15 protein-coding genes and 2 tRNA genes are annotated in these 20,374 nt (G+C 47.9%); 6 read left to right on the top strand and 11 right to left on the bottom strand.

What is annotated here, in order from left to right; genetic code table 11:
• Nucleotides 1-18: 18 nt before the first annotated feature.
• Entirely contained in the window at nucleotides 19-1,986 is a 1,968-nt protein-coding gene (locus HP399_RS08785; RefSeq protein ID WP_173618674.1) for a dynamin family protein, read from the bottom strand.
• The gene (locus tag HP399_RS08780) at nucleotides 1,983-3,653 is read right to left on the bottom strand and encodes a dynamin family protein (RefSeq protein WP_173618675.1); all 1,671 of its coding nucleotides are present in this window, start codon (nucleotides 3,651-3,653) and stop codon (nucleotides 1,983-1,985) included. Before HP399_RS08780 ends, HP399_RS08785 begins: the two co-directional genes overlap by 4 nt.
• Before the next feature lie 209 nt (nucleotides 3,654-3,862).
• On the opposite strand from HP399_RS08780, the gene HP399_RS08775 reads away from it, so the two are divergent.
• The 3 genes from HP399_RS08775 to HP399_RS08765 are packed head-to-tail and all read left to right on the top strand — an operon-like array spanning nucleotide 3,863 to nucleotide 7,769.
• Nucleotides 3,863-5,437: a spore germination protein gene (locus HP399_RS08775; protein WP_173618676.1), complete on the top strand. Its 1,575-nt coding sequence runs from the start codon at nucleotides 3,863-3,865 to the stop codon at nucleotides 5,435-5,437.
• Nucleotides 5,438-6,544 carry a GerAB/ArcD/ProY family transporter gene (locus tag HP399_RS08770; protein ID WP_173618677.1) on the top strand — a complete coding sequence of 369 codons (1,107 nt, stop codon included), beginning with the start codon at nucleotides 5,438-5,440 and terminating at the stop codon, nucleotides 6,542-6,544.
• Entirely contained in the window at nucleotides 6,537-7,769 is a 1,233-nt protein-coding gene (locus HP399_RS08765; protein ID WP_173618678.1) for a Ger(x)C family spore germination protein, read from the top strand. Before HP399_RS08770 ends, HP399_RS08765 begins: the two co-directional genes overlap by 8 nt.
• Nucleotides 7,770-7,996: 227 nt before the next feature.
• Here HP399_RS08765 and HP399_RS08760 read toward each other — a convergent pair whose 3' ends face one another.
• The 7 genes from HP399_RS08760 to HP399_RS08730 all read right to left on the bottom strand — a co-directional run bounded on the left by HP399_RS08760 (nucleotide 7,997) and on the right by HP399_RS08730 (nucleotide 14,485).
• Nucleotides 7,997-8,521: a type 1 glutamine amidotransferase domain-containing protein gene (locus tag HP399_RS08760; protein ID WP_173618679.1), complete on the bottom strand. Its 525-nt coding sequence runs from the start codon at nucleotides 8,519-8,521 to the stop codon at nucleotides 7,997-7,999.
• 26 nt (nucleotides 8,522-8,547) lie between these two features.
• Complete coding sequence (locus tag HP399_RS08755) at nucleotides 8,548-11,706, bottom strand: ATP-binding protein (protein WP_173618680.1); 3,159 nt, start codon at nucleotides 11,704-11,706, stop codon at nucleotides 8,548-8,550.
• 105 nt (nucleotides 11,707-11,811) lie between these two features.
• On the bottom strand, nucleotides 11,812-12,282 hold the full coding sequence (locus tag HP399_RS08750) for a 23S rRNA (pseudouridine(1915)-N(3))-methyltransferase RlmH (RefSeq protein WP_173618681.1): 471 nt from the start codon (nucleotides 12,280-12,282) through the stop codon (nucleotides 11,812-11,814).
• Nucleotides 12,283-12,404: 122 nt separating this feature from the next.
• The gene (locus HP399_RS08745; protein WP_173618682.1) at nucleotides 12,405-13,520 is read right to left on the bottom strand and encodes a response regulator; all 1,116 of its coding nucleotides are present in this window, start codon (nucleotides 13,518-13,520) and stop codon (nucleotides 12,405-12,407) included.
• 165 nt (nucleotides 13,521-13,685) lie between these two features.
• A tRNA-Leu gene (locus HP399_RS08740) sits at nucleotides 13,686-13,768 on the bottom strand.
• 17 nt (nucleotides 13,769-13,785) lie between these two features.
• Nucleotides 13,786-13,862: transfer RNA gene (locus HP399_RS08735), tRNA-Pro, on the bottom strand.
• A gap of 116 nt (nucleotides 13,863-13,978) precedes the next feature.
• Complete coding sequence (locus HP399_RS08730; RefSeq protein ID WP_173618683.1) at nucleotides 13,979-14,485, bottom strand: hypothetical protein; 507 nt, start codon at nucleotides 14,483-14,485, stop codon at nucleotides 13,979-13,981.
• A gap of 134 nt (nucleotides 14,486-14,619) precedes the next feature.
• Between HP399_RS08730 and HP399_RS08725 the strand changes: the two genes are divergently transcribed.
• The 3 genes from HP399_RS08725 to HP399_RS08715 all read left to right on the top strand — a co-directional run bounded on the left by HP399_RS08725 (nucleotide 14,620) and on the right by HP399_RS08715 (nucleotide 17,247).
• Nucleotides 14,620-14,844, top strand: coding sequence for a hypothetical protein (locus HP399_RS08725; RefSeq protein WP_007722024.1), 225 nt, complete (start codon nucleotides 14,620-14,622; stop codon nucleotides 14,842-14,844).
• A gap of 102 nt (nucleotides 14,845-14,946) precedes the next feature.
• Nucleotides 14,947-15,372 (top strand): metallothiol transferase FosB, encoded by a 426-nt coding sequence (gene fosB, locus HP399_RS08720; RefSeq protein ID WP_016743142.1) that lies wholly within the window; start codon nucleotides 14,947-14,949, stop codon nucleotides 15,370-15,372.
• Nucleotides 15,373-15,525: 153 nt separating this feature from the next.
• Nucleotides 15,526-17,247 carry a protoglobin domain-containing protein gene (locus HP399_RS08715; protein WP_173618684.1) on the top strand — a complete coding sequence of 574 codons (1,722 nt, stop codon included), beginning with the start codon at nucleotides 15,526-15,528 and terminating at the stop codon, nucleotides 17,245-17,247.
• A 5-nt stretch (nucleotides 17,248-17,252) separates the two neighbouring features.
• Here the strand turns inward: HP399_RS08715 and HP399_RS08710 are convergent, their stop codons facing one another.
• Together HP399_RS08710 and HP399_RS08705 are read right to left on the bottom strand one after the other, a co-directional pair.
• Nucleotides 17,253-18,356 (bottom strand): chymotrypsin family serine protease, encoded by a 1,104-nt coding sequence (locus HP399_RS08710; protein ID WP_173618685.1) that lies wholly within the window; start codon nucleotides 18,354-18,356, stop codon nucleotides 17,253-17,255.
• 687 nt (nucleotides 18,357-19,043) lie between these two features.
• On the bottom strand, nucleotides 19,044-20,354 hold the full coding sequence (locus tag HP399_RS08705) for a nucleobase:cation symporter-2 family protein (RefSeq protein WP_173618686.1): 1,311 nt from the start codon (nucleotides 20,352-20,354) through the stop codon (nucleotides 19,044-19,046).
• Between the last annotated feature and the right edge of the window lie 20 nt (nucleotides 20,355-20,374).

The raw sequence follows: 20,374 nt of genomic DNA, 5'->3' as shown, positions 1-20,374 counted from the left end.
TACTTGTAAGTAAATCTATTACTCCAACTCAGCCGCCACACGACTCACTTTTGCCGCCAGCTCGTCGAGATCGATGTTCATCTCAAGAGCCGCAAACAGGCCTGTGAAGTACTCGTTGATCTGGTCGATGACGCGATTGCGCTCACTTGTCGCCAGCTCTTGGAACAGCGTAGAAAACTGCTCATCCAACTGCTTGTTTCCGATTTCTACATACCCGCTCACTGGTTCTTGCATGCGCTTTTCCAGTTCTTCACGCATTTTCCCTTTGCCATCCTGCTCGAAAAAGTCTTTGGTGTTTTTGAACAAGGAAATCGCAGATGCAAATGCAGATTCGGCTACTGGCAGTTCGTTAGCAAAGGACAGTGTTTCCACCTGCCGCTGCTGATAAGGCGCCAATGTCAACCCTGCAGCGTAGCCTTGTGCATCCTTTTGCCACGCCGCAATAAGTGCTGTCCCCTGCTTGTTCGTGAATTTCTCCAAGCGAAGGGTAGTCGCTCTCAGCTCCTGCGCCAAGTCGTAGCTGATCGAACGCAGAAGATCAGTCAAGCATCCTTGCAGGGCTTGCTTCATGTTGCGTCCATCGTCCTTAATGACAGCCGGGTTAAAAGCGAAATTGAACAGTTCATTGAAACGGAAGAACAAGCGCTGGCGAACGTAGTAGAGCAGCTCCTCGCGCTCTTTTGCCAAGTCGCGCTCGAACGAAGCGGTAGACAGTGCTTCAACAGCTGCCAGAGCCTGTGTCTTGGCTGTGCTTGCTGCTTCTTTGCGCAATTGACGCTCGTCTTCCCCGGACTGTGCCATACGCATGAATTCTGTCATGGTATCATGGGCGCGACGGATTTCACCGATTGCAGCATTCACAGCAATTTGCGTCAGCTCTTCAATCGTAAAACGGAGGAACTCTGCTTCAAACGAAGCCATTCCCGAGAATTTGAATGCTTCATCTGCTGGCATCAGCGGCTCGCCTTCAGCCGTATTCGTGCGCTGGCGGTATACTTTCTCCGCAGAAGCTGCCAGCTTGCCTTTTTCATGCATCCGTGCCAACAGAGCAGTCTGGCTGGACACTGGATAAATACGTGGGAGGCGAATGCCGCACGAGAGGAGGTTTTTCTCTACGTGGGTAAGGACACCCTGCAATTCCTCATCGTTTGCTGCGAGGTCACAAGCATTGACAATAAAGAACATTTTGTCCATTTCAAACGTATCCTTGACGCGCCCCATTTGCAGCAAAAATTCACGGTCAGCCTGTGCAAAGGCGTGGTTGTAATACGTCACGAACAGGACCGCATCCGCGTTTTTCATGTATTCAAACGCCACACCTGTGTGTCGTGCGTTGATGGAATCCGCACCAGGCGTATCGACAAGTACGATGCCCTGGTCAGTCAGTGGGCAGGAATAGAACAGCTCGATGTATTCCGCAAAACAAGCTTTTTCTTCCTTGGCTACAAAGCCTTTGAACGCCTGCATATCCACCAGCAGTTCTCCACCCAAATGAGTAGTCATTTCTGGCAATCCTTTTGTAACAGCTTTCAAAAAGGTGTAGTGAGGCTTTGCCGTAGGCGGGATTTGTGCGACGTCGATCTTGCCCAGCTCAGCCAATGCCCCATCCAGATCAGATGCAATCAGTCCAAACACAGCGAGTGAACGGATAACATCCTGCTCGATTGCTTCGCGCTCCTTCAAGACGACACGCACAGTTCCATGCGGGTGTTCATCCGTAGGCGGCATAATTTTGTTGATCGCCGCTGTCGTCGGATTCGGCGATACAGGCAGCACGAGATCGCCCATCAAGGCGTTGGCAAACGAGGATTTTCCTGCGCTAAAAGCACCAAACAGTGCAACGGTAAAACGATTGGCAGTCAGGCGATCTGCTCGATCCAGCATCGCCTGTGCCTGTGCTTGCATCCCTGGTACGGAAACGACTTCTTCACTTGCGCGTCGCAGACGCTCTGCTGCCGCAATTAGTTTGTCTCGTAGTTGATTCATGCTACTTGTTCTCCTCCACGCATAATCGCCAACAGACGACCCTTGGTTTCTTCTTCTCTCGCTGCCAGTCCTGTCAGCGTTTGATGCAGCGCTGCCATTTCACGCAATACGCCAAGGCGCTCACCTTGAGCTGCACTTTCTACACGCACCTGCTCTTTGATCATCTCAACCACTTGTGCAATGAAGGACAGGCCCACGCGTCTGTACTCCAGCTTCATCCCGCTGGAAATATCCGCACAGTAGTTCAGGACGTACTCACTCGAAGCCGCACCCTCTTTGATGTGCTTGCTCAGGAACTCGCCCGTAATCTCGATCTTGGTCGCGTGAACGCTGGCGTGATATTCTTCGCTCCGCAAATCAAACACTTGCGGCTGCTTGCCGAGCCATTCTTTGAAATGGAAGTCGAGATTTCCCGCCACTTTTTCGCGGAACTCGACGAGAAGGGCTTCTTCGCGACGTGCGCGTTCTTCCTCTGTCTTCTTGCCTGCAAACAACAATCCCACCTTGAAGCCCGGCTTGCGGCTCTCCAAATAGCTTCGTGCTGCTTCGTTCGTGCTGAAATAAGTCAAACGAGCGTTGTCCAAAAGTACACTCAGCTCTTTTTCCATCTGCATTCGGGCATCCTCAGCACGCTGCTCTAGAGCCGTTGCTGTGGCTTCCTCCTGCTCAAGCGCTTTCTGCACAGCCGCTGCATTACGACTGTCGATGCCTTCTACTTCCAGACCATCCAGCTGGGCTTCCCACTGCTGGCGTTGATCTGCCTGGCTTGTTCTTACTACTTGGATGTGTTCGTCAATCAAATGCTCGGCAGCACTGCGAACGCTCGTGTCAACCAGCTTTTCACGATCAGCGATCAACTGTGCAAGCATGCCCTTAAATTCCGCATACATGTTCTCAGGATGATCTGGCTCCGCAAGAGACGTGTAAAAAATACCATCCGGATGAATGTTCCAGGTCGCGAATGCCTCCTCGACACTTTCCTTATAGCTATCAAAATCCAATTCGAAATCAATATGTTTATCAATCATGTTCACAACCAGATAGACTGGCTTGCCACGGTCCTTCAACGTCTTCGTAAAGTTGAAGTTCTCTTCGGCTTGAACATGGTTATAATCCATCATGTAAATGACGACGTCAGCCAAATGCAGCGCAGATTCTGTAGCGATTTTGTGTGCCGCATCCGTGGAGTCAATGCCCGGGGTATCGAGCAAGCTGGCGTATTCGTCAAGGAATGTTCCCGGATAGGAAACCTCTACGGATTCTACCGTATCTCCGTCAACAGCAAACTGCTTGAGCTTCTCCATCTCCGTATCTGGATCAAATGTAAGGACTCCGTTGTTCATGGTGAAGACGCGAGCCGCTTTTTCTCCGCCGCGAATCTTGACGACATTCGCACTAGTCGGAATCGGATTGGACGGCAGCAAATTGACACCCAGAAGCGTGTTAATCATCGTTGATTTTCCAGCGGAAAAATGTCCGCAAAACGCAATATTCAACTCAGCGCGCTTTGTTTTCGCGGCCAGTTGAATGAGCTTGTGTGACGTGGTTTCGTCTCCCTGCGATTTCATTACTTCCGCGAGTTCTTCCCATATATGTGCCAGTCGGGAAAAGTCCGTTTCCCGGATCAATACTTGACTGTCAAGCACTTCTATTCCACCCTTCTCCATCTTTCCTACTCTCTCTACTAATACCTGTTCATGAACTTCCTTTTTACTACACTCTATTCTACCATGCCGAATGTAACATAGGTCACAGATGAGTTCAATTCAAAACTATGAAAGATTTAGCATTCGCCTATTCTTCCGCATAATTTTCCTCTCATCTGGAAAAAATCGCACTAACATGATATTCGCATTCTGAACGGGAGGAACTTCAAATGATGCGCAGATTTTTGTCCCAGCGTCGCCAAAAGAAAACTCCCTCTCTTATCGCACAGCGTTTGCAGCAGCGAAATGATCCTACGCTTACGCTATCGACCAGTTTGCAGCAAAATATGGAGACGTTCAAGACCGTGCTGGGCAGCCCACACGATTTATTAATTCGTTCCTTTACGATCGGCAACACTAAACATTCCTGTGCCGTTATTGCGATTGATGGATTGGCGAACTGCGATATGCTGGATACGCAAGTCCTCGGACAAATCCAGTTGATGATCTCGACTGCTTCCAAAGTAGTACCGACTGAACCAGATGAGATTGTCCAGATGCTATATGAGGAAGTCCTTTCTGTCGTTGAAATATCGAAAGCAACAGATTTGACAAAAATACTCGAAGGCATTCTTTCCGGGGACACAGCCATTTTTGTAGATGGATCGACCGAAGTCATTATTGTCGACAGCAAGGGATGGAAAACTCGCTCCATTGAAGAGCCGGTCTCCGAAGGCTTGGTGCGAGGTCCGCGGGACGGCTTTACGGAGAGTATCCGAGACAACACCGTTCATATACGCAGACGTATCAAAGACCCGAACTTGCGCTTTGAAGGGTCCATCATAGGCAGACGCAGCCGAACAGATGTGATCATCGCCTACATTGAAAACATCGTTGATCCAGAACTACTGGATGAAGTGAGACGGCGAATCTCTACGATCGATGTTGACGAGATAGAAGAGTCCGGTTTTATCGAGCAATGGATTGAAGATGATTTTCTGTCGCCTTTTCCGCAGATTCATAATACGGAGCGTCCCGACAAAGTCAGTGGAGCATTGTTTCAAGGCCGCATTGCGATATTGGTGGACAGCACTCCCATGGTGCTCATTTTGCCTGTGACGATTGGCTTGCTCCTGCATTCACCAGAGGATTACTACGAGCGTTGGATTGTCGGTTCATTAGCTAGACTGTTGCGGTATTTGGCAGCCTTTCTGGCCGTCTATTCGCCCGCTTTCTATATCGCTCTCGTCACCTTTCACCCTGGCTTGATCCCGTCTGATCTCGCCTTCTCGATTGCAGCCACACGTGATGGGGTTCCGTTTCCGGCCTTCGTAGAAGCGATCATGATGGTGACAACGATGGAGCTGTTGCAGGAAGCCGGAATACGCTTACCGAAATCGATCGGCCAAACCATCGGAATTGTCGGGGGTCTCGTCATCGGTGACGCAGCGGTTTCTGCGGGCATCGTCAGTCCTGTCATGGTTATCGTCGTCGCCCTCACTGCCATCGCTTCTTTTGCCATCCCTTCTTATCACCTTGCCATCGCCTTTCGAATGATTCGTTTTTTCGCCATGCTTATGGCAGCCATTTTTGGTATATATGGCGTGGTGTTAAGCTTGATTGCCATCATGATTCATTTATCCAATCTGACCAGCATCGGGTACCCTTATTTGGCGCCTCTTGCTCCACATATGCCGCGAGACTGGAAGGATTTGATTTTGCGCGCACCTGTTACCTTTTTGAAAACCCGACCAGATGCCCTTCACACAAAAGATGAAAACCGAATGAATACAGGAGGGTCGTAAGTGAGTGCACAAACCTTGGCGGAGAAAATGATCAGCAAAAATCATATGGGGATTAACATTGCCTCAGTCACAATCGGCGTCGGCATCCTGACTTTTCCCCGCTCCTTAGCCAAGGCGACCGGAGCATTCGATGGATGGATTTCCGTCGTGATCAGCGGTCTTTGTGCGTGTCTGATTGGCTGGCTGCTCGCCAAGCTGGCGGCTCGGTTTCCGAGAAAAACCTTCTTTGAATACAGCTCCATCATTGCGAGCAAACCGATCGCCTACATCTTGACCTTTCTCGTCTGTATTTACACGATGCTATTTGTCTCGTTTGAAATCAGGGCAATCGGAAACATCGCCAAGCAGTACCTGTTCTACAATACCCCGGTGGAAATGATCACGCTCTCCTTTCTCTTGATCGTTCAATATTCCGTCGTTGGATCACGTATTGCCATGCTGCGGCTCAACTTGCTGTTTTTGCCTGTGGTTCTTGTCGTCATGTTCATTGTCTTGCTTTTTACGACTCAGTTATTTGAGGTCGAAAATATACGTCCCTTCTTCTCTTCGGACTGGCGCTCTCTCTTGGCAGGTTCCAAAGATGTCGGGCTGTCTTATTCCGGCTTTGAAATCATTCTTTTCTATGCCATGTTGATGAAAAATCCCCAAGAAGGTACACGGGCTGTTACGTTAGGTCTTTCGATCCCTATTCTGCTCTACATGACCATCTACATGTTCATCATCGGTGTATTCTCTGCTGACGTTGCAACGAATTTGACCTATCCAACCATTGAGCTGGCAAAAGAGGTAGAAATCCCTGGGGGCTTTTTTGAACGGGTGGAATCCATCTTCTTTACCATCTGGATCATGACGATCTTCAACACTTGTGCAATGTGGCTCGATATTACGGTGCTGAACTTGTCGTCTATGTTTTTTAAAGTGCACAAAACCGTGTGGGTCCTGATCCTCTCTCCCGTCATTTATTTTGTCGCGATGCTTCCACAAAACTTGGTCGACTTCTTTACATTCGCTGACAGTGTCACCTATTTCGGGATCGCTGTCGTCTATTTATGTCCCATATTGCTGCTCGTAATCGCCGTTTTGCGAGGTGTCAAAAGCAATGAATAGACGACTCATTGTCTGTAGCATCTGCTTGCTTCTTTCCACACTGCTGGCTGGCTGCTGGGATCAGGTTCAGATTGAGGAACGAGGATTTGTGGTAGGCGTAGCGATTGATAAACCTCGTACGAAAGAAGCCGAGCAGCAAGCCAAACAAGAGGCTCCAGACAAACCTCAAGTAAAAGAACGCTTTCTCGTCACACATCAATTCGTCGTCCCCGGCGGATTGATCTCCGGCAGTCAAGGAAGCGGCGGTGGTCAAAACACAGCCAATGAGGCTTACCACAACCTCATATCCGAGGGGAATTCTCTTTTCGAGATTTCCCGCGAATTGGCTACCCGGACCAGCAGAACTCCGTTTTATCAGCATATGAAAATCCTGATCGTCTCCGAAGACGTCGCCCGTACGAAAAACGGTTTTGCCAGAGCACTCGATTTCTATCTGCGTGATCCGGATTCCAGACGAAGTAGCAAGGTGTTTATCTCAAATGGTCCTGCCAAAGAAGTACTGGAAGTCAAACCGAAAACAGAGAAGCTACCCACTATTTACGTCAATTCGATTGGAGAAAACGTCAATAAAAATTCCCGCATGCTTCCAGAGGTCCGATTGGGAGATGTCCACGAGGAACTTCTCAGTCCGTACAGTTTTGTGGTTCCACGCATCAGACCCGATGAGCAGGAGGTAAAATTAGCAGGCGCCGCTGTTTTTACCCATGACAATCAGATGATAGGTTTTCTCGGGGAAGAAGAGACGGAGGGACTGAATTTTCTCACGGGAAAAGTTAGCGGAGGGATGGTAAAAGGCAAGTTAAAAAACAACCTTGTCTCGATGAACATCCAAGGAATCAAGCATAGCATTGAAGAAGATTTACGCGATCAGCAGCACATGAAATTCACGATAAGAATCGAATGTGAAGGCACATTGGCCGAGTCTTACGCCATAATGGATTCCTTAAATAGCACGGCAATGGAGAAGCTTGAACAAGTGTTTGCCGAAGAAATCGAGCGAATGAGCAATGACACCATCAGGAAGGTCCATAAGCAGATGAAAGTGGATGTCATCAAGCTTGGCAGTTATCTGAAGCAGCATCATTTTTCGCTATGGAAAAAGATTCGGCAGGATTGGGAAAAAGGGCAGCGTCTGTATGAAAAAAGTGAGATAACGGTTCAAGCAAAGGTCTATTTACGCAATATCGGTGCAATCAACCGTACCGAACGCCAAAACAACAGGTGATCCCATGTTCAAATTTTTAGGCGTAGTCCCTCCGTATTTGACCTTCACAGGGACGGTCTTGGCGTTTTTGATTCCCTTTCTTTTTTTTAAAATCAATAACAAAATTCACGAGATAGGCGATCCTCCCTGGAAGAAACGGAATGACTCCAATTCGTAACAAAACTTCTATCAACGTCAAAAAAGGGGCTTACTCAGTATTTCGAGCAAGCCCTTTATTCCTTCTTTTATTATTGTTGTGCCAGCAAATCAGCAAACGCTTTGGCATACGCAGGCAGATCAGGCGGTCTACGTGAACCAACAATGTGACCGTCTACTACGACCTCTTCATCTACCCAAATCGCGCCTGCATTCTCCATATCATCTTTAATGCCTGGCGTCGATGTCGTGGTTACCCCACGCAAAATTTTTGCGGAAGCAAGCACCCACCCCGCATGACAAATATGGCCAATCGGTTTTTTCGCCTCGTGCATCGCAATCACAAACGACAGCACTTCCGGATAGCGGCGCAACTTATCAGGTGCCCACCCTCCTGGAACGAGTACACCTGCATAGTCGGCAGGATTGACCTCTGCCATCGCTTTGTCAGCCTCACACGGTACACCGTACTTCCCTATGTAGACTTGATTCGCCTTCGGGCCAACGAAATGGACGGTAGCGCCTTCCTCTCGCAGTCTCATCACCGGATACCAGAGCTCGAGATCCTCAAATTCACTTTCAACGAAGCAAACCACTTGTTTTCCTGCAAGCCTCAACGTTCTCGCCTCCTTTTCCTTCTATACTACGCTATTGTAGCATGCATCCCCTCAGAAGTAGGTATATACATGACGACTTTGGTCCCTTTTCCCATTTCAGAGGTGATACTCAAGGTAGCACCAGGAATGGTATCCAATCGTCTGCGGATGTTTTGGATGCCGATGCTTCCTTTTTGATTCTCGCCTTTTGACATTTGATACAGGAGATCATCTGCAATACCGACCCCATCGTCTTCGATCATGACCTTGATGTAATGACCTCCGTCCACAATTGTAAGCGTCACGTGACCTTTTTCGTCCTTTTCGAACAATCCATGTCGGATCGCATTCTCTACGAACGGTTGGATGCTTAAGGAAGGAATCTCTTTGTCAAGAATCCCTTCATCCACGTGACACACAAAGTCGAAGCCTTCCCCAAAACGAGCCTTTTCGATCTCTACATAAGCATGGATGAGCTCCATTTCCCGAAATAACGGAACGAACAGCGTCGTTCGATCCATATCCAAAATGTAGCGCAAATACTGGCTGAGCATGGTGATGAGATACGCTGCCTTTTCTCCATCGGTATAACAGAAAGAAATGACACTGCTTAAAGCGTTATAGAGAAAATGCGGCTTGATTTGAGCCTGATGAAATGCATGTTCATTGCGAATTGCCTCCTGAATGGAGGTTTTCATCGAGATCAGTGTCTGCACGCGGGCAATGAGTGTCTCCGCATCAAACGGTTTGGTCACATAGTCGTTCGCCCCTGCTCTATAGCCGAGTGCAATGTCTTGAGGGGTATCTCTGACCGATGCAAACAGGATCGGCAAGTCGAGAATCGAATACTGCGTTCGCAACAACTGGCACAGCTCAATCCCCGAAACTCCCGGCATCATCACATCCAGAATGACGAGATCAGGTTGTGGATGATCCTTGATTTTCTTCATGGCTTCTTTTGCCGAAAAGGCCGAAATCACATTATAGCGATGCTTGGAAAGAATGTTCAGTAAGGTGTGAATGTTGGATGCCTCGTCATCGACAATCATGATGGTGTATTGGTGATCATCCAAAATGTTGAGGGGAATCTGTTCACTGGCCTCCCGATGTCTCTCCTGAGCCGTTGCGGCAAGCTCCTGCGTGACCATCTGCTGATGCCCCGTCTCCAGCGTAAATGTCATACGGGTGCCTTTGCCAAGCTCCGAGCTCTCTACCCAAATTTCCCCTCCCATGAGTTCAACCAGCTTACGATTGATGTATAAGCCTACACCCATACCTGTATACCCATCCTGTGGCAATAGCTGATCCACCTGCTCAAAGTAATCAAAAATGGCTTCATGCTTAATCGGTGAAATTCCTATCCCCGTGTCCTCAACGGAAATACGAACCTGCCCCCCCACTACGCCCGCCGTTACCTTAATCGAGCCTACATTCGTATGCTTGATAGCATTGTGTACGAGATTATACATGATTTGACGAAGCCGATTCTCATCCGCATACACCCAAATGTTAGCGGGTACCTGATTTTCCAGCCGGACATCTTTCCCCAGTAGTTCGAATTGCAGTACGTCAAAGACAATTTGGGTGATGACCTTGATATCCACAATCGAAAAATGGAGGCGCAGCTCCCCGTGCTTAAGGCGAGTAACATCGAGTAAATCACCAACCAGCATGGATAGCTTGATCGATGTATCCTTGACGAGCCAAAGATTTTGTTTTTGTTTGGAGGACAACATTTGACTCTCATCTTCTAGCAAATGGGACGTGATATTGATAATCCCGTGCAGCGGTGTCTTCATCTCATGCGAAGTATGCGTCAAAAATTCATCTTTGATCTGATTGGAAATCTTCAATTGATGGGATAGAACTTCTGTTTTTTCATACGCATTCGTGAATCGAACTGCCAAAAGAATGTTGATGAAGGTAATGAAATAGAGGATGCCTATTTTTCCCGCAAGATCAGTGGGCACGATGTTTTCAGCGTATAGAAGACCATCAATGAGACTGACCGACATGGAAATACTCGCCCCAATGAAAAGCAGCAATTCTTTTCGGTCGGACGAGTCCCTCTGACTCTTGCCAGATAAATAAATCAGCCTACCCATTATGAAGAAGTGAATGATTTGCACATAAATCAAGAGAGGCCCTTTCAGATTCGTATAGAAGGAGTAGGGCAAGACGAGAATGACAAGGATGTAGAGAAAAATGGGCGCTGTCAGCTTCACCAGCCAGTTGCGGGATAGAACCCTCGTATCAATGGAACAGAAAAATAGGGCGAGTAAGATTGTGCTCGCAAATAGGGAGGCATCTTGTGCCTTGTACGCAACTGTGAAAGGAATCGAAGAAAAAAGCTGCAGCAGCATCTTCTCACCAAAAACCATGTGATAAATGCCAAGAACAATCATATAGCTGCCGCTGAACAAATAGGTTCTCTCCCTCATGCGGAGAAAATAAAAGCTAAGATGGTACGCAGCCATGATCCCCAGTGTTACCACAAAAGCAATATCCGTGCCGAGCAGGGTGCTGTTTAGAATGGCAATATCCTCATCCAAGCCCAGTTGGATCGAGCTCGCAATCCCCCCGGTGAAAAACATGAAATTCGCCACTTGAATGACAATCTCCAGATCCTTGTCATCTGCGGAAAAAAACACGGTATATGGCGTATTCCCTGGTTGATGGGCTTCACTCACTACGGCAGGATGTCCACTCGCACCTTCTTCGTTTCCGTTTAGGAATAATCGGTGGGACATCCGAATGCTTTTTGTTTTCAATCCGTAGATTTGCCCGTCTTCTGGAAGCTTTACATGTAATCGATAGGTTGCAGCGCCTTTCCGGTCGATACTATCGATGACACTGTCTCCCTTCCACGTTCCAGGCACGACCAGATACGAGACATTTGCATGTTGCCCTCGTCGAAAATCTTCAGGCGAAAGCAATTCACCTGGATATATCTCCCATTCCCCATCTAAATTGACCATGCCTTGGCTTTGAAAATCCCAGCTCGACAAATCGAGCACTCCCCGCTTCGCCATAGGCATGTCCCGACTAGGAAAGGTTTGTATATAGATCCCGATAAATACCGCTATGGAAAGTAAAAAAACCAATCCAATCCCGGCAGTCATCAGGAAATTCCTTCGCTCCAAAAATGTATCCCCTTCCCCGACAGAGCTCGAATATGTACGATCTTCTTGTTCTAAGAGTACCATTTCCCCCTCACAAAAATCTCACAATGTTATTACGTACAAAGAAAAAGGAGCCTCATAGTTCGAGACTCCTATTTCCGATTATCATCTTCTTGTTGAACTAGACTATCACAGCGGCTCTCCCAAACTGATTCGCAACGCTCTGTACAAGCGCTCCAATACGACTAAACGCGTCAACTGATGCGGATACGCCTTCTTTGGGAATGCCAGCCGCTCATTTGCCCTGACCAATACTTCTTCTGATAAACCAAATGAGCCACCAATGACAAAGAGAATCTCGTTTCGCCCTTCCGCTGACAAATCTTCTACCTGCACAGACAACCTCTTCGGGGTCCACAGCTCTCCTTCTCCAGTGAGGGCAATGACATACTGCTCTTGTTTGACTTGTGCGAGAATGATTCGTCCTTCCGAGAGCCTCACTTGTTCGATCTCAGAGCTGCTCATGCTTTCCTTGCAGGCTCCTTCTGGAATTTCGACGATGTTCATCCTGCAATAGACGGCCAATCGTTTGCTGTACGCTTCCACACGTGGCAGGACATCATTTTTGAGTTTTCCCACAGACAAAATGGTGAACTGCATGAAACTCGCCTTCTTCCTTTTTCTTGGAATGATAGCAATTCTTTCTCCCAAACTTCTCACACGATCAGATGTCTTACGTTACGAGGGCAAAAAAAAGACAGGAAGAATCATGTCTTCCTGTCTCACTGTCCCATTACGCGCGACACCCACCGACTTATCTCCTCGGGTGGATCCGTTTCCCACTCTTGCCGATAGGCATCAGCGAACCTGGCGTAGTGCTGGACGATTTTCTGTTTTTGCTCGCTTCTTGCGTATATATCCATCAAAGCGACATTCATTTCCTCGTGCAAAGGGTACACCGCCAAGTACTCTTCCAGCCTGCGCACAGCCCTTGGTAACTCCTTTGAGGCAACGTCGAGCGATACCAATTTGCACACCAGCTCCGTATACTTTTTCCGGTACCGTTCTTCCAGAGGGGCTTTCCACAAGAAATCCTTGCGATCAAAAAGGGCCCCCTTGTACATTGCACACAAGTTTTCGGCTCCTCCTGCGCTTTGCCTATCCTTTAACGAAGAGAGATCGAATTGCTGGAATGCCAATAAATCGTACGTCTGATCCATCGGGTGAAATAGATAGCCTTCACCCGTTTTTTGTATATCGATGCAGAGTTCCTGCTCCTTCATGATTTTCTTCAGTCGGTACATGGTATTGTGCAGGTTATGCGTAGCTCTGCTCTCGTCCATCTCCGGCCATAACAGATCAGTCAGATGCCACTTGCTGATATCCTGCTTGGGATGGCAGAGAAAGTAGGCGAACAACTCCTCACTCTTTTTCGTCGGCCAACGAACCACTTCACCAGTTCCATTACGAACATCCAAACCACCGAAGCATTGGATGGACACGTTCTTTTCGACTTGTTTCATCGGTGCTTTCATTTGCAGCTGTTTCACTAACCGATTCGTCACTCGTTCAATGGCCGCAGGCGTTACTGGTTTTAAAATATAGTCAAACGCATACACCTTAAACGCATCCAGTGCATACTGTTTATACGCTGTCGTAAAAACAATCTTTGTATGCTCAGACAGCTCATTTATTTTGGATCCAAGCTCAAGTCCATTCATTTTCGGCATCTCGACATCTAAAAATGCAACATCAGGACACAGATCGGATAGACTAGCTAATGCCTCCAGTGGATGTGTGAAAGCTCCGACGATGGTATAGTGATCGTTTTGTCCGATTACATGCTTCATGAGATCAAGGATGGGTTTCTCATCTTCCACTATCATTACCTTAATCACTGTCGTCCTCTCCTTTGGCAGGCTTTGTTTGTCCTGCTGCTTCCATGCGATCTTCCCTAACTATTGTCGGTATAATGGACGATGATTTTAAGAACAAAAAAAAAGTGAGAAACAGGCCTACTCACTGTTCCCCACCTTATAACGAAAACCATATGTATAGATTGCTGGTGCCGGTAGAGGGACTTGAACCCCCACGGTTTCCCTCACGATTTTGAGTCGCGCGCGTCTGCCAATTCCGCCATACCGGCCTATTCAAAATAAAACATGGTCGGGAAGACAGGATTCGAACCTGCGACCCCTTGGTCCCAAGCCAAGTACTCTACCAAGCTGAGCTACTTCCCGATTGCCAGCAAAATCGGACCTTCTCTCATTCGACAATTTCCGATAAGTATTGCAACACTTACATACTATACAGGCAAATTGAACCAATAGCAATACCGGATTTTTTTGGAATATAGTCATTTTTTCCTAGTTTTTACCTTTCCTCTCCATGTTGTGCATATTTTTCCACATGGTATTTGTCGTTTTAGGAAATCCTGCGGAAGGTTAAACGGATAGTCCAGCGGATGACGCCCTACAACAATCCAACGTCCATTCGGAAGCTTTTTCAACTGGTACACACGGAAAAATCGATCACTTGGATCGAAGGCAAACCATACCACAAGCGTCGCACATCTACTACCCGAAGACAGGACCTTTGATTTTACAATCGGTGGCGCCCCTATCGTATCCCCTACAGGGATCGCGAGTCGTCCATTTATTCGCCGCAAATCAAGATTGCCGATCACTCGATTTGCCAGACAAGGGGTCATGAATTTTTGCAAGAAACGGCGAATTTTCAACTTGGAATTAAACCGCTTCGGCAAAATGATTCCGCGATCCCCCACCCGCTTATGCGCGGAAAAGATAATCGTAAAGAAAGCCTGCTCTGCCAATCGAATGACTTGCACCCATTGCCTTTTCATATGACGTCCCTCCCCCTGTCAGACTATGCATCGCGGGAGGAAAACGGTTGGACGCGTATCCCTATACATAAACCGTTGCGTGCGGGGCAAATTAATACGGTGTTCCCATCATCGAAATCCGCAGGAGGTACATCATGCCTAGCCAAATTAACACCGACTCGCTTAAAAAAGCAGAGGTAGCCACCACGCTGGCAAAAAATATGATTACGCAAGCGATCGAGCAATCTGCAGCCAATCCACAGCTCGCCGAAGAAGCCTTGAAGCAAGCGTCTCAGGAAATTGCCCAAGCGCAAACGATGGTGTCCCAAGTCCAATCCACGCTGCAAACCCAAGCACAAGCTCAACAAAGCCAATCCTAAACAAATGGCAGGCAGACCCGGGGGTAGACTGGTGGTTTGCCTGTTTTCCCCATACAATAGCAATAGCTGCAAACTTATTGCTAAAAAAAGGTGGGGGACGTATTGCCGCAACTTCAAGGATTGAATCATTTGCTTTTCTCTGTCTCAGATCTGGAGAAATCTTTTTGTTTTTACCGGGATGTCCTGCATGCTAAACCACTAGTACGAGGTCGCAAGCTGGCTTACTTTGACCTGAATGGCTACTGGTTGGCGCTGAATGAGGAACCAGACATCCCACGCAATGAAATTGCTCACTCCTATACACACATGGCCTTCACCATCACAGAAGAGTCATTTGATGAGTGGTATGCTCATTTAGAAAAGCATGGCGTTACCATTTTGCATGGACGGGATCGTTCGGAACGGGATAAACGCTCCATTTATTTCACTGACCCTGATGGGCATAAGTTCGAATTACATACAGGCACTCTCCAGGACCGTCTTGCTTATTACCGGGACGAAAAGCATCATATGACCTTTTTTGAATAATCGATGACGTTACCCATTTCTTAATATACTTTTCACAAAATCACAATAGTTCCAAAGATTCAGCTCCATACGTCAGTGCTATAATCTAAAAAGCACTTATGGCCTATTTCTTTTATGAATAGGCCCGTTTTTCGTAAAATATGGAGGGATTTTATGTTTGGTAAGCGTGGCGCTCAAACCGTTTCCGCCTCAATTCAAAAGAGCGATATCCAAATGCCCGATCAGCTACAGGGGAAAGTTCATTTTTTGCAAATGAGTCAGACAGACCTTGATCGGTTGAAACAAATTGAACCACTTCTAACAGAACACCTAGAGGCTATTACAGAGCGTCATTACCACATGCTTCGCGAATACTCCCATCTTGTGCAGATCATCGAAACGCATACGACGGTTGATCGATTGGCCGTGTCCTTTCGTCACTATTTGCAATCGCTTCCACATGGCAAGCTAGACGACGCCTATGTAGCCGGGCGTAAGAAAATTGGAGAGGTCCACAGCAAAATTGGACTTGCGCCAGAATGGTATACGGGCTCTTACTTGCGGGTCTATGAATATTTGATTCCCGCAATCGTCAACACCTATTCGAAACGTCCTCAAGAACTATCATCCGTCCTGTTGGCACTCATGAAGATCATCACGCTTGATTCGCAAATCGTCCTCCAATCGTATCAGGAGGATAATGATTACAAAGTCATTGATCGCCTGGGCGAAGTTCTGGAATTAGTGATTCAGATCGATAAATTCAAGCATGTGCTGGACACGCTTGAGGATACGACTGAGGAAGCTGGCAATGTGGGATCTGCTGCCGAACAACTAAGCGAATCTGTGCAAAAAGTGGCTCAATCAGCCGTCTCTGTCGCAGAGAGTGCTTCCACTACTATTGAGCAAGCGACGATGGGCAAAGATATTATCCAAGAGTCATTGACCAGCTTTCTTTCCATGGCAGATGAATTCCAAGAGATGCAAACAAAAATTTCTCAATTAATGACGTCCGTTGCAGAAGTTTCCCAGGTCGTCCAAGTCATACGCAATATTGCCGATCAAACCAATCTTCTTGCATTGAATGCGTCGATTGAGGCAGCGCGAGCTAACGAACACGGGCGCGGCTTTGCTATCGTGGCAGATGAAGTACGAAAGCTCGCTGAACAGACCAAGCAATCCGTTCAAAGCATTACAGCCACAATCAACAATGTCCAGAATGAAGCTGTCCAGGTAAAAGAAACGGCCACTCTCATGAGCGACCATTTTAACGATAAAGTGAATCAGACACGTGATGCGATTGGGATATTAGGAGATATTGTGCAAAATATTGAGACTGTCGGGCATTCCACCGGACACATCGCAGCATTGGCACAAGAGCAGTCTGCTGCCACAGATGATATTTCGATGCGCATATCACAAGTCCTGACGAATATGGAGCAGGTCTCCTCGCACGTCTCGAATGTAGGTAAAAACGTCTATGATGTTGGCGCCGGTATTAACAGCCTGCACAAGCTGAGCATCACGCAAACGAGCGACTTAAAGACCAAGCATTACTTGCGAATCGTCAAAACCGACCATCTCTTATGGAGATGGTGGCTGTACAACTTCATGCTTGGGTATCACCACATTGATGAAAAAGAACTCGTCGACCATCATCAATGCCGCTTGGGGATTTGGTATGTCGAAGCCCTGAACAATCCATCATTGAGCACCTTGCCTTCTTTCAAGCAATTAGATGCGCCTCATCGACAGTTCCACGAAACTGTTCGACGGATTTACCACTTCGTCAAGCAAGGAAAACTAGAGGAAGCAGAAGCTGCGTTTGATACGCTAGAAGATATCTCACAACGAATTCTCCACGTACTGGATCAGTTAGCCGAAGAAGTTTCCTAACGCTATTATCTATTCGTCTTTTTCTTGCCCGGCTGCCTTTTGGAGGCAGCTTTTTTTGTTTGGACACGGTTTAACTCAGTGGCAGAAAGTGGTCTCGTACGAGCGTTGTTTCTCCTGACTCTTTTGGCTTTGGCAACTGGCCTGCCAGTTGTCCCGGCTGCTCTTGCTACCCTGACGCCAAACGCTTGCAATGCCCAGACAACCGGATACGAAATCGAGAGCCTGCCATTGGCTGAACCAGCGAAATTCACAGCTGCCGCATAGTTGCCCGCAGTCAGCCAAACAGAGCCAGAATCTCCAGGCAAGGAGATGGGAACCGTACTTCTAATGACCGTCTGATTCTGAAAACGGATGGTCCCCAGTCCTCCGTAGTTCCCGTAACTGACATCAATATCGGTGTGGATTGATTCAACCGTTCCCCATGCCAACCCTGATGAACGGCCCACTTTTTTCAATCTGCGCCCGATGCCATACGAACGAATCACACCTGGTACTCTGCCCACTGTTGCATAACGAGGGGCAAGGAGTCGATTCGAAGTAGGGATACTAATCGCTGCATCCATTCGATTACCTGCATTTTTTCGAAGCCGAATATAGCGATACAATCGTCCGATTCGGTCTCTTCCTGAACGGCCGCCGTCTGCTCCTCCAGGCTGGATGGTCTCGGTATAGCCGCTCGTATTGTTACGATTCAGTACGTGATTGTTGCTCAACACGAACCGTTGGCCTCCTCGGGCAACGATTAACCCAGCCGTTCCGGACGCCCCTGGGTAGCCGATGCTATATCCAGCGATCACAGGTCTAATTCTGCTGCGATAATTCGTTGCAGAGGGACGTACAGCAGGATGACAATGGCACTGTCCAGAGGTGACCGTTCGAACAGGAACGGATACATGGGCTGTCGCCACCTGTCTTTTGACAAGGACGCAACTCGGGCAGCTCTTCTTCACGGCGGCACTCGCATTGACGGTATACATCACAATGCAGGCGCCGCCTTTTTTGTTTTTCCCGTTTGCGTAGCCAATCCCGATCCCAATTACGCCCGGCATTCGCTTCCACCTATTGACCAAATGCTTCTTGGCCAGGAGAGCTTCCTGAAAGGTTGCCATGGCACCCCTTCCTTTCTGGAGGTAGTTTGTTTTACATGGTCATCGTATGTAAAACTTGGCCAGCACTGTTGGACGCTTGTCATTGCGGGGAAGCCTTTTTTACGCATTTGAAAAAGCACCTTATTCCAGCTGTGGTGGGGGGAGGAAACAGGAGAAAACGCTCAGCTTCTAGGGCCACCCCCTGGGGGATTGACTGCACGACTCCATGCAAAAAGCGAAACCGCGTCCAAAGTAGTCCATTCAGGATGTGTATCAGAGGTGGACGCTTAAAGGCGTGTCTCGCTTTTTGCATTGCGTCTCGGTCGGTGTCCCTAAGATCTTCGCTTTTTTCTCCTGTTTCCTCTACGAGCTTTCCTTTTATCCGATTTATTAATGCCTTAAAAGATTGAAGAATGTGATCAGATACGCCAGAGAAGAATATTTCCAGACGTAGCGACTTGTGGAGTCCTACCGAGCGGAGAAGGGATTCGCGGGTAACAGAAACGCAACCGTGCTCGCGCTACGAAGCGGCTACCACTTTTGCGTTTCCCCGCGAGTCCCTTTGGAGCGGGCAGTCTTGACCCCCAGCGGGACGGAGCCTGGAGCCTAGACTGGAAATATTCTTCTCTCCACTACAGCCACATTTCAAACGCAAAAACCGCCACCTCCTATCTAATCAGGAAATGGCGGTTCATTGTTTTGATAAGGTTAAGACGCTTCCGAAACAGTTACATTTGCCGGAGCAGTCTGAGATACTTTTTTATTCGTATGAACGAGCAAGATATTCAAGATGACGGCCGTCAAAGAACCTGTCACGATACCATTTTGCAGCATCATTTTTGCCAAAGTAGGCAGTTGATCAAACATCGCTGGAACTGCAGCAGAGCCTAGTCCAACAGCGATACTGCAAGCAGCGATCAACAGATTTTCGTTTTTATTCAAATCAACCTGCGAGAGAATATTGATGCCAGATGCAACAACCATCCCGAACATGGCAATCATCGCTCCACCCAATACCGCGTTAGGAATAACTGTTGTCAAAGCAGCCAGCTTCGGCAGTAATCCGAGAACTACCAGGATTCCACCGGCACCAATCATCACGTCACGCGATTTAATGCCAGTCAAGGAAACCAGTCCAACGTTTTGCGAAAAAGCCGTGTAAGGGAATGCGTTGAAAATGCCGCCCAGTACAATTGCGACCCCTTCCCCGCGCAATCCTTTGACTACATCTTGATCCGTTACTTTTGTATCGGTCACTTTACCGAGCGCAAAGTAAACACCTGTGGACTCAGCCATGCTGATGATGTTGACGAGAATCATAGTTACAATGGCCACAATACTGAACTGTGGTGTACCGAAGTAAAACGGTTCAACCACGCTAAACCAAGAGGCTTCCGCTACACTCGCGAAGCTGACCATCCCCATCATGTAAGCTACAGCCGTACCGACAATCAAACCGAGCAATACGGAAATCGCACGAATAAATCCGGTAAAGAAACGATTAATAAGCAAAATGATAACCAACGTTCCTAAAGCCAAAAGCAAATTGTGTGGTTGTCCAAAGTCCGGCATGCCTTGTCCGCCAGCCGCGTTGTTCATCGCAACGGGAATGAGCGACAGTCCAATGATCGTAACGACTGAACCTTGTACCACGGTTGGGAAAAAGCGCAGCAGCTTGCCAAACAGTGGAGCTGCCAAAACAACGAATATACCCGATATGATGATGGCACCGTAAGCGGTGGCTAGATTACTCGTAGAAGCAATCGCGATAATCGGTCCTACTGCTGTAAACGTACAGCCTAGCACAACGGGAAGGCGAATCCCTGTATAACGCGTGCCAAGGACTTGCAAGAGCGTCGCGATTCCGCATGTGAAAAGGTCGGCAGCAATCAAATAAGCGATTTGCGTAGGAGACAGATTCAAAGCACCACCGATAATCAACGGTACGACAACGGCTCCTGCATACATGGCAAGAATGTGCTGTAAGCCCAAAGTAACAATCTTATGTTTGGCTAGCATGAGTGAACCCTTACCTCCTA

Source organism: Brevibacillus sp. DP1.3A (assembly GCF_013284245.2).
Classification (GTDB): Bacteria; Bacillota; Bacilli; order Brevibacillales; family Brevibacillaceae; genus Brevibacillus.
This window is presented reverse-complemented; position numbering and strand designations above follow the sequence as displayed.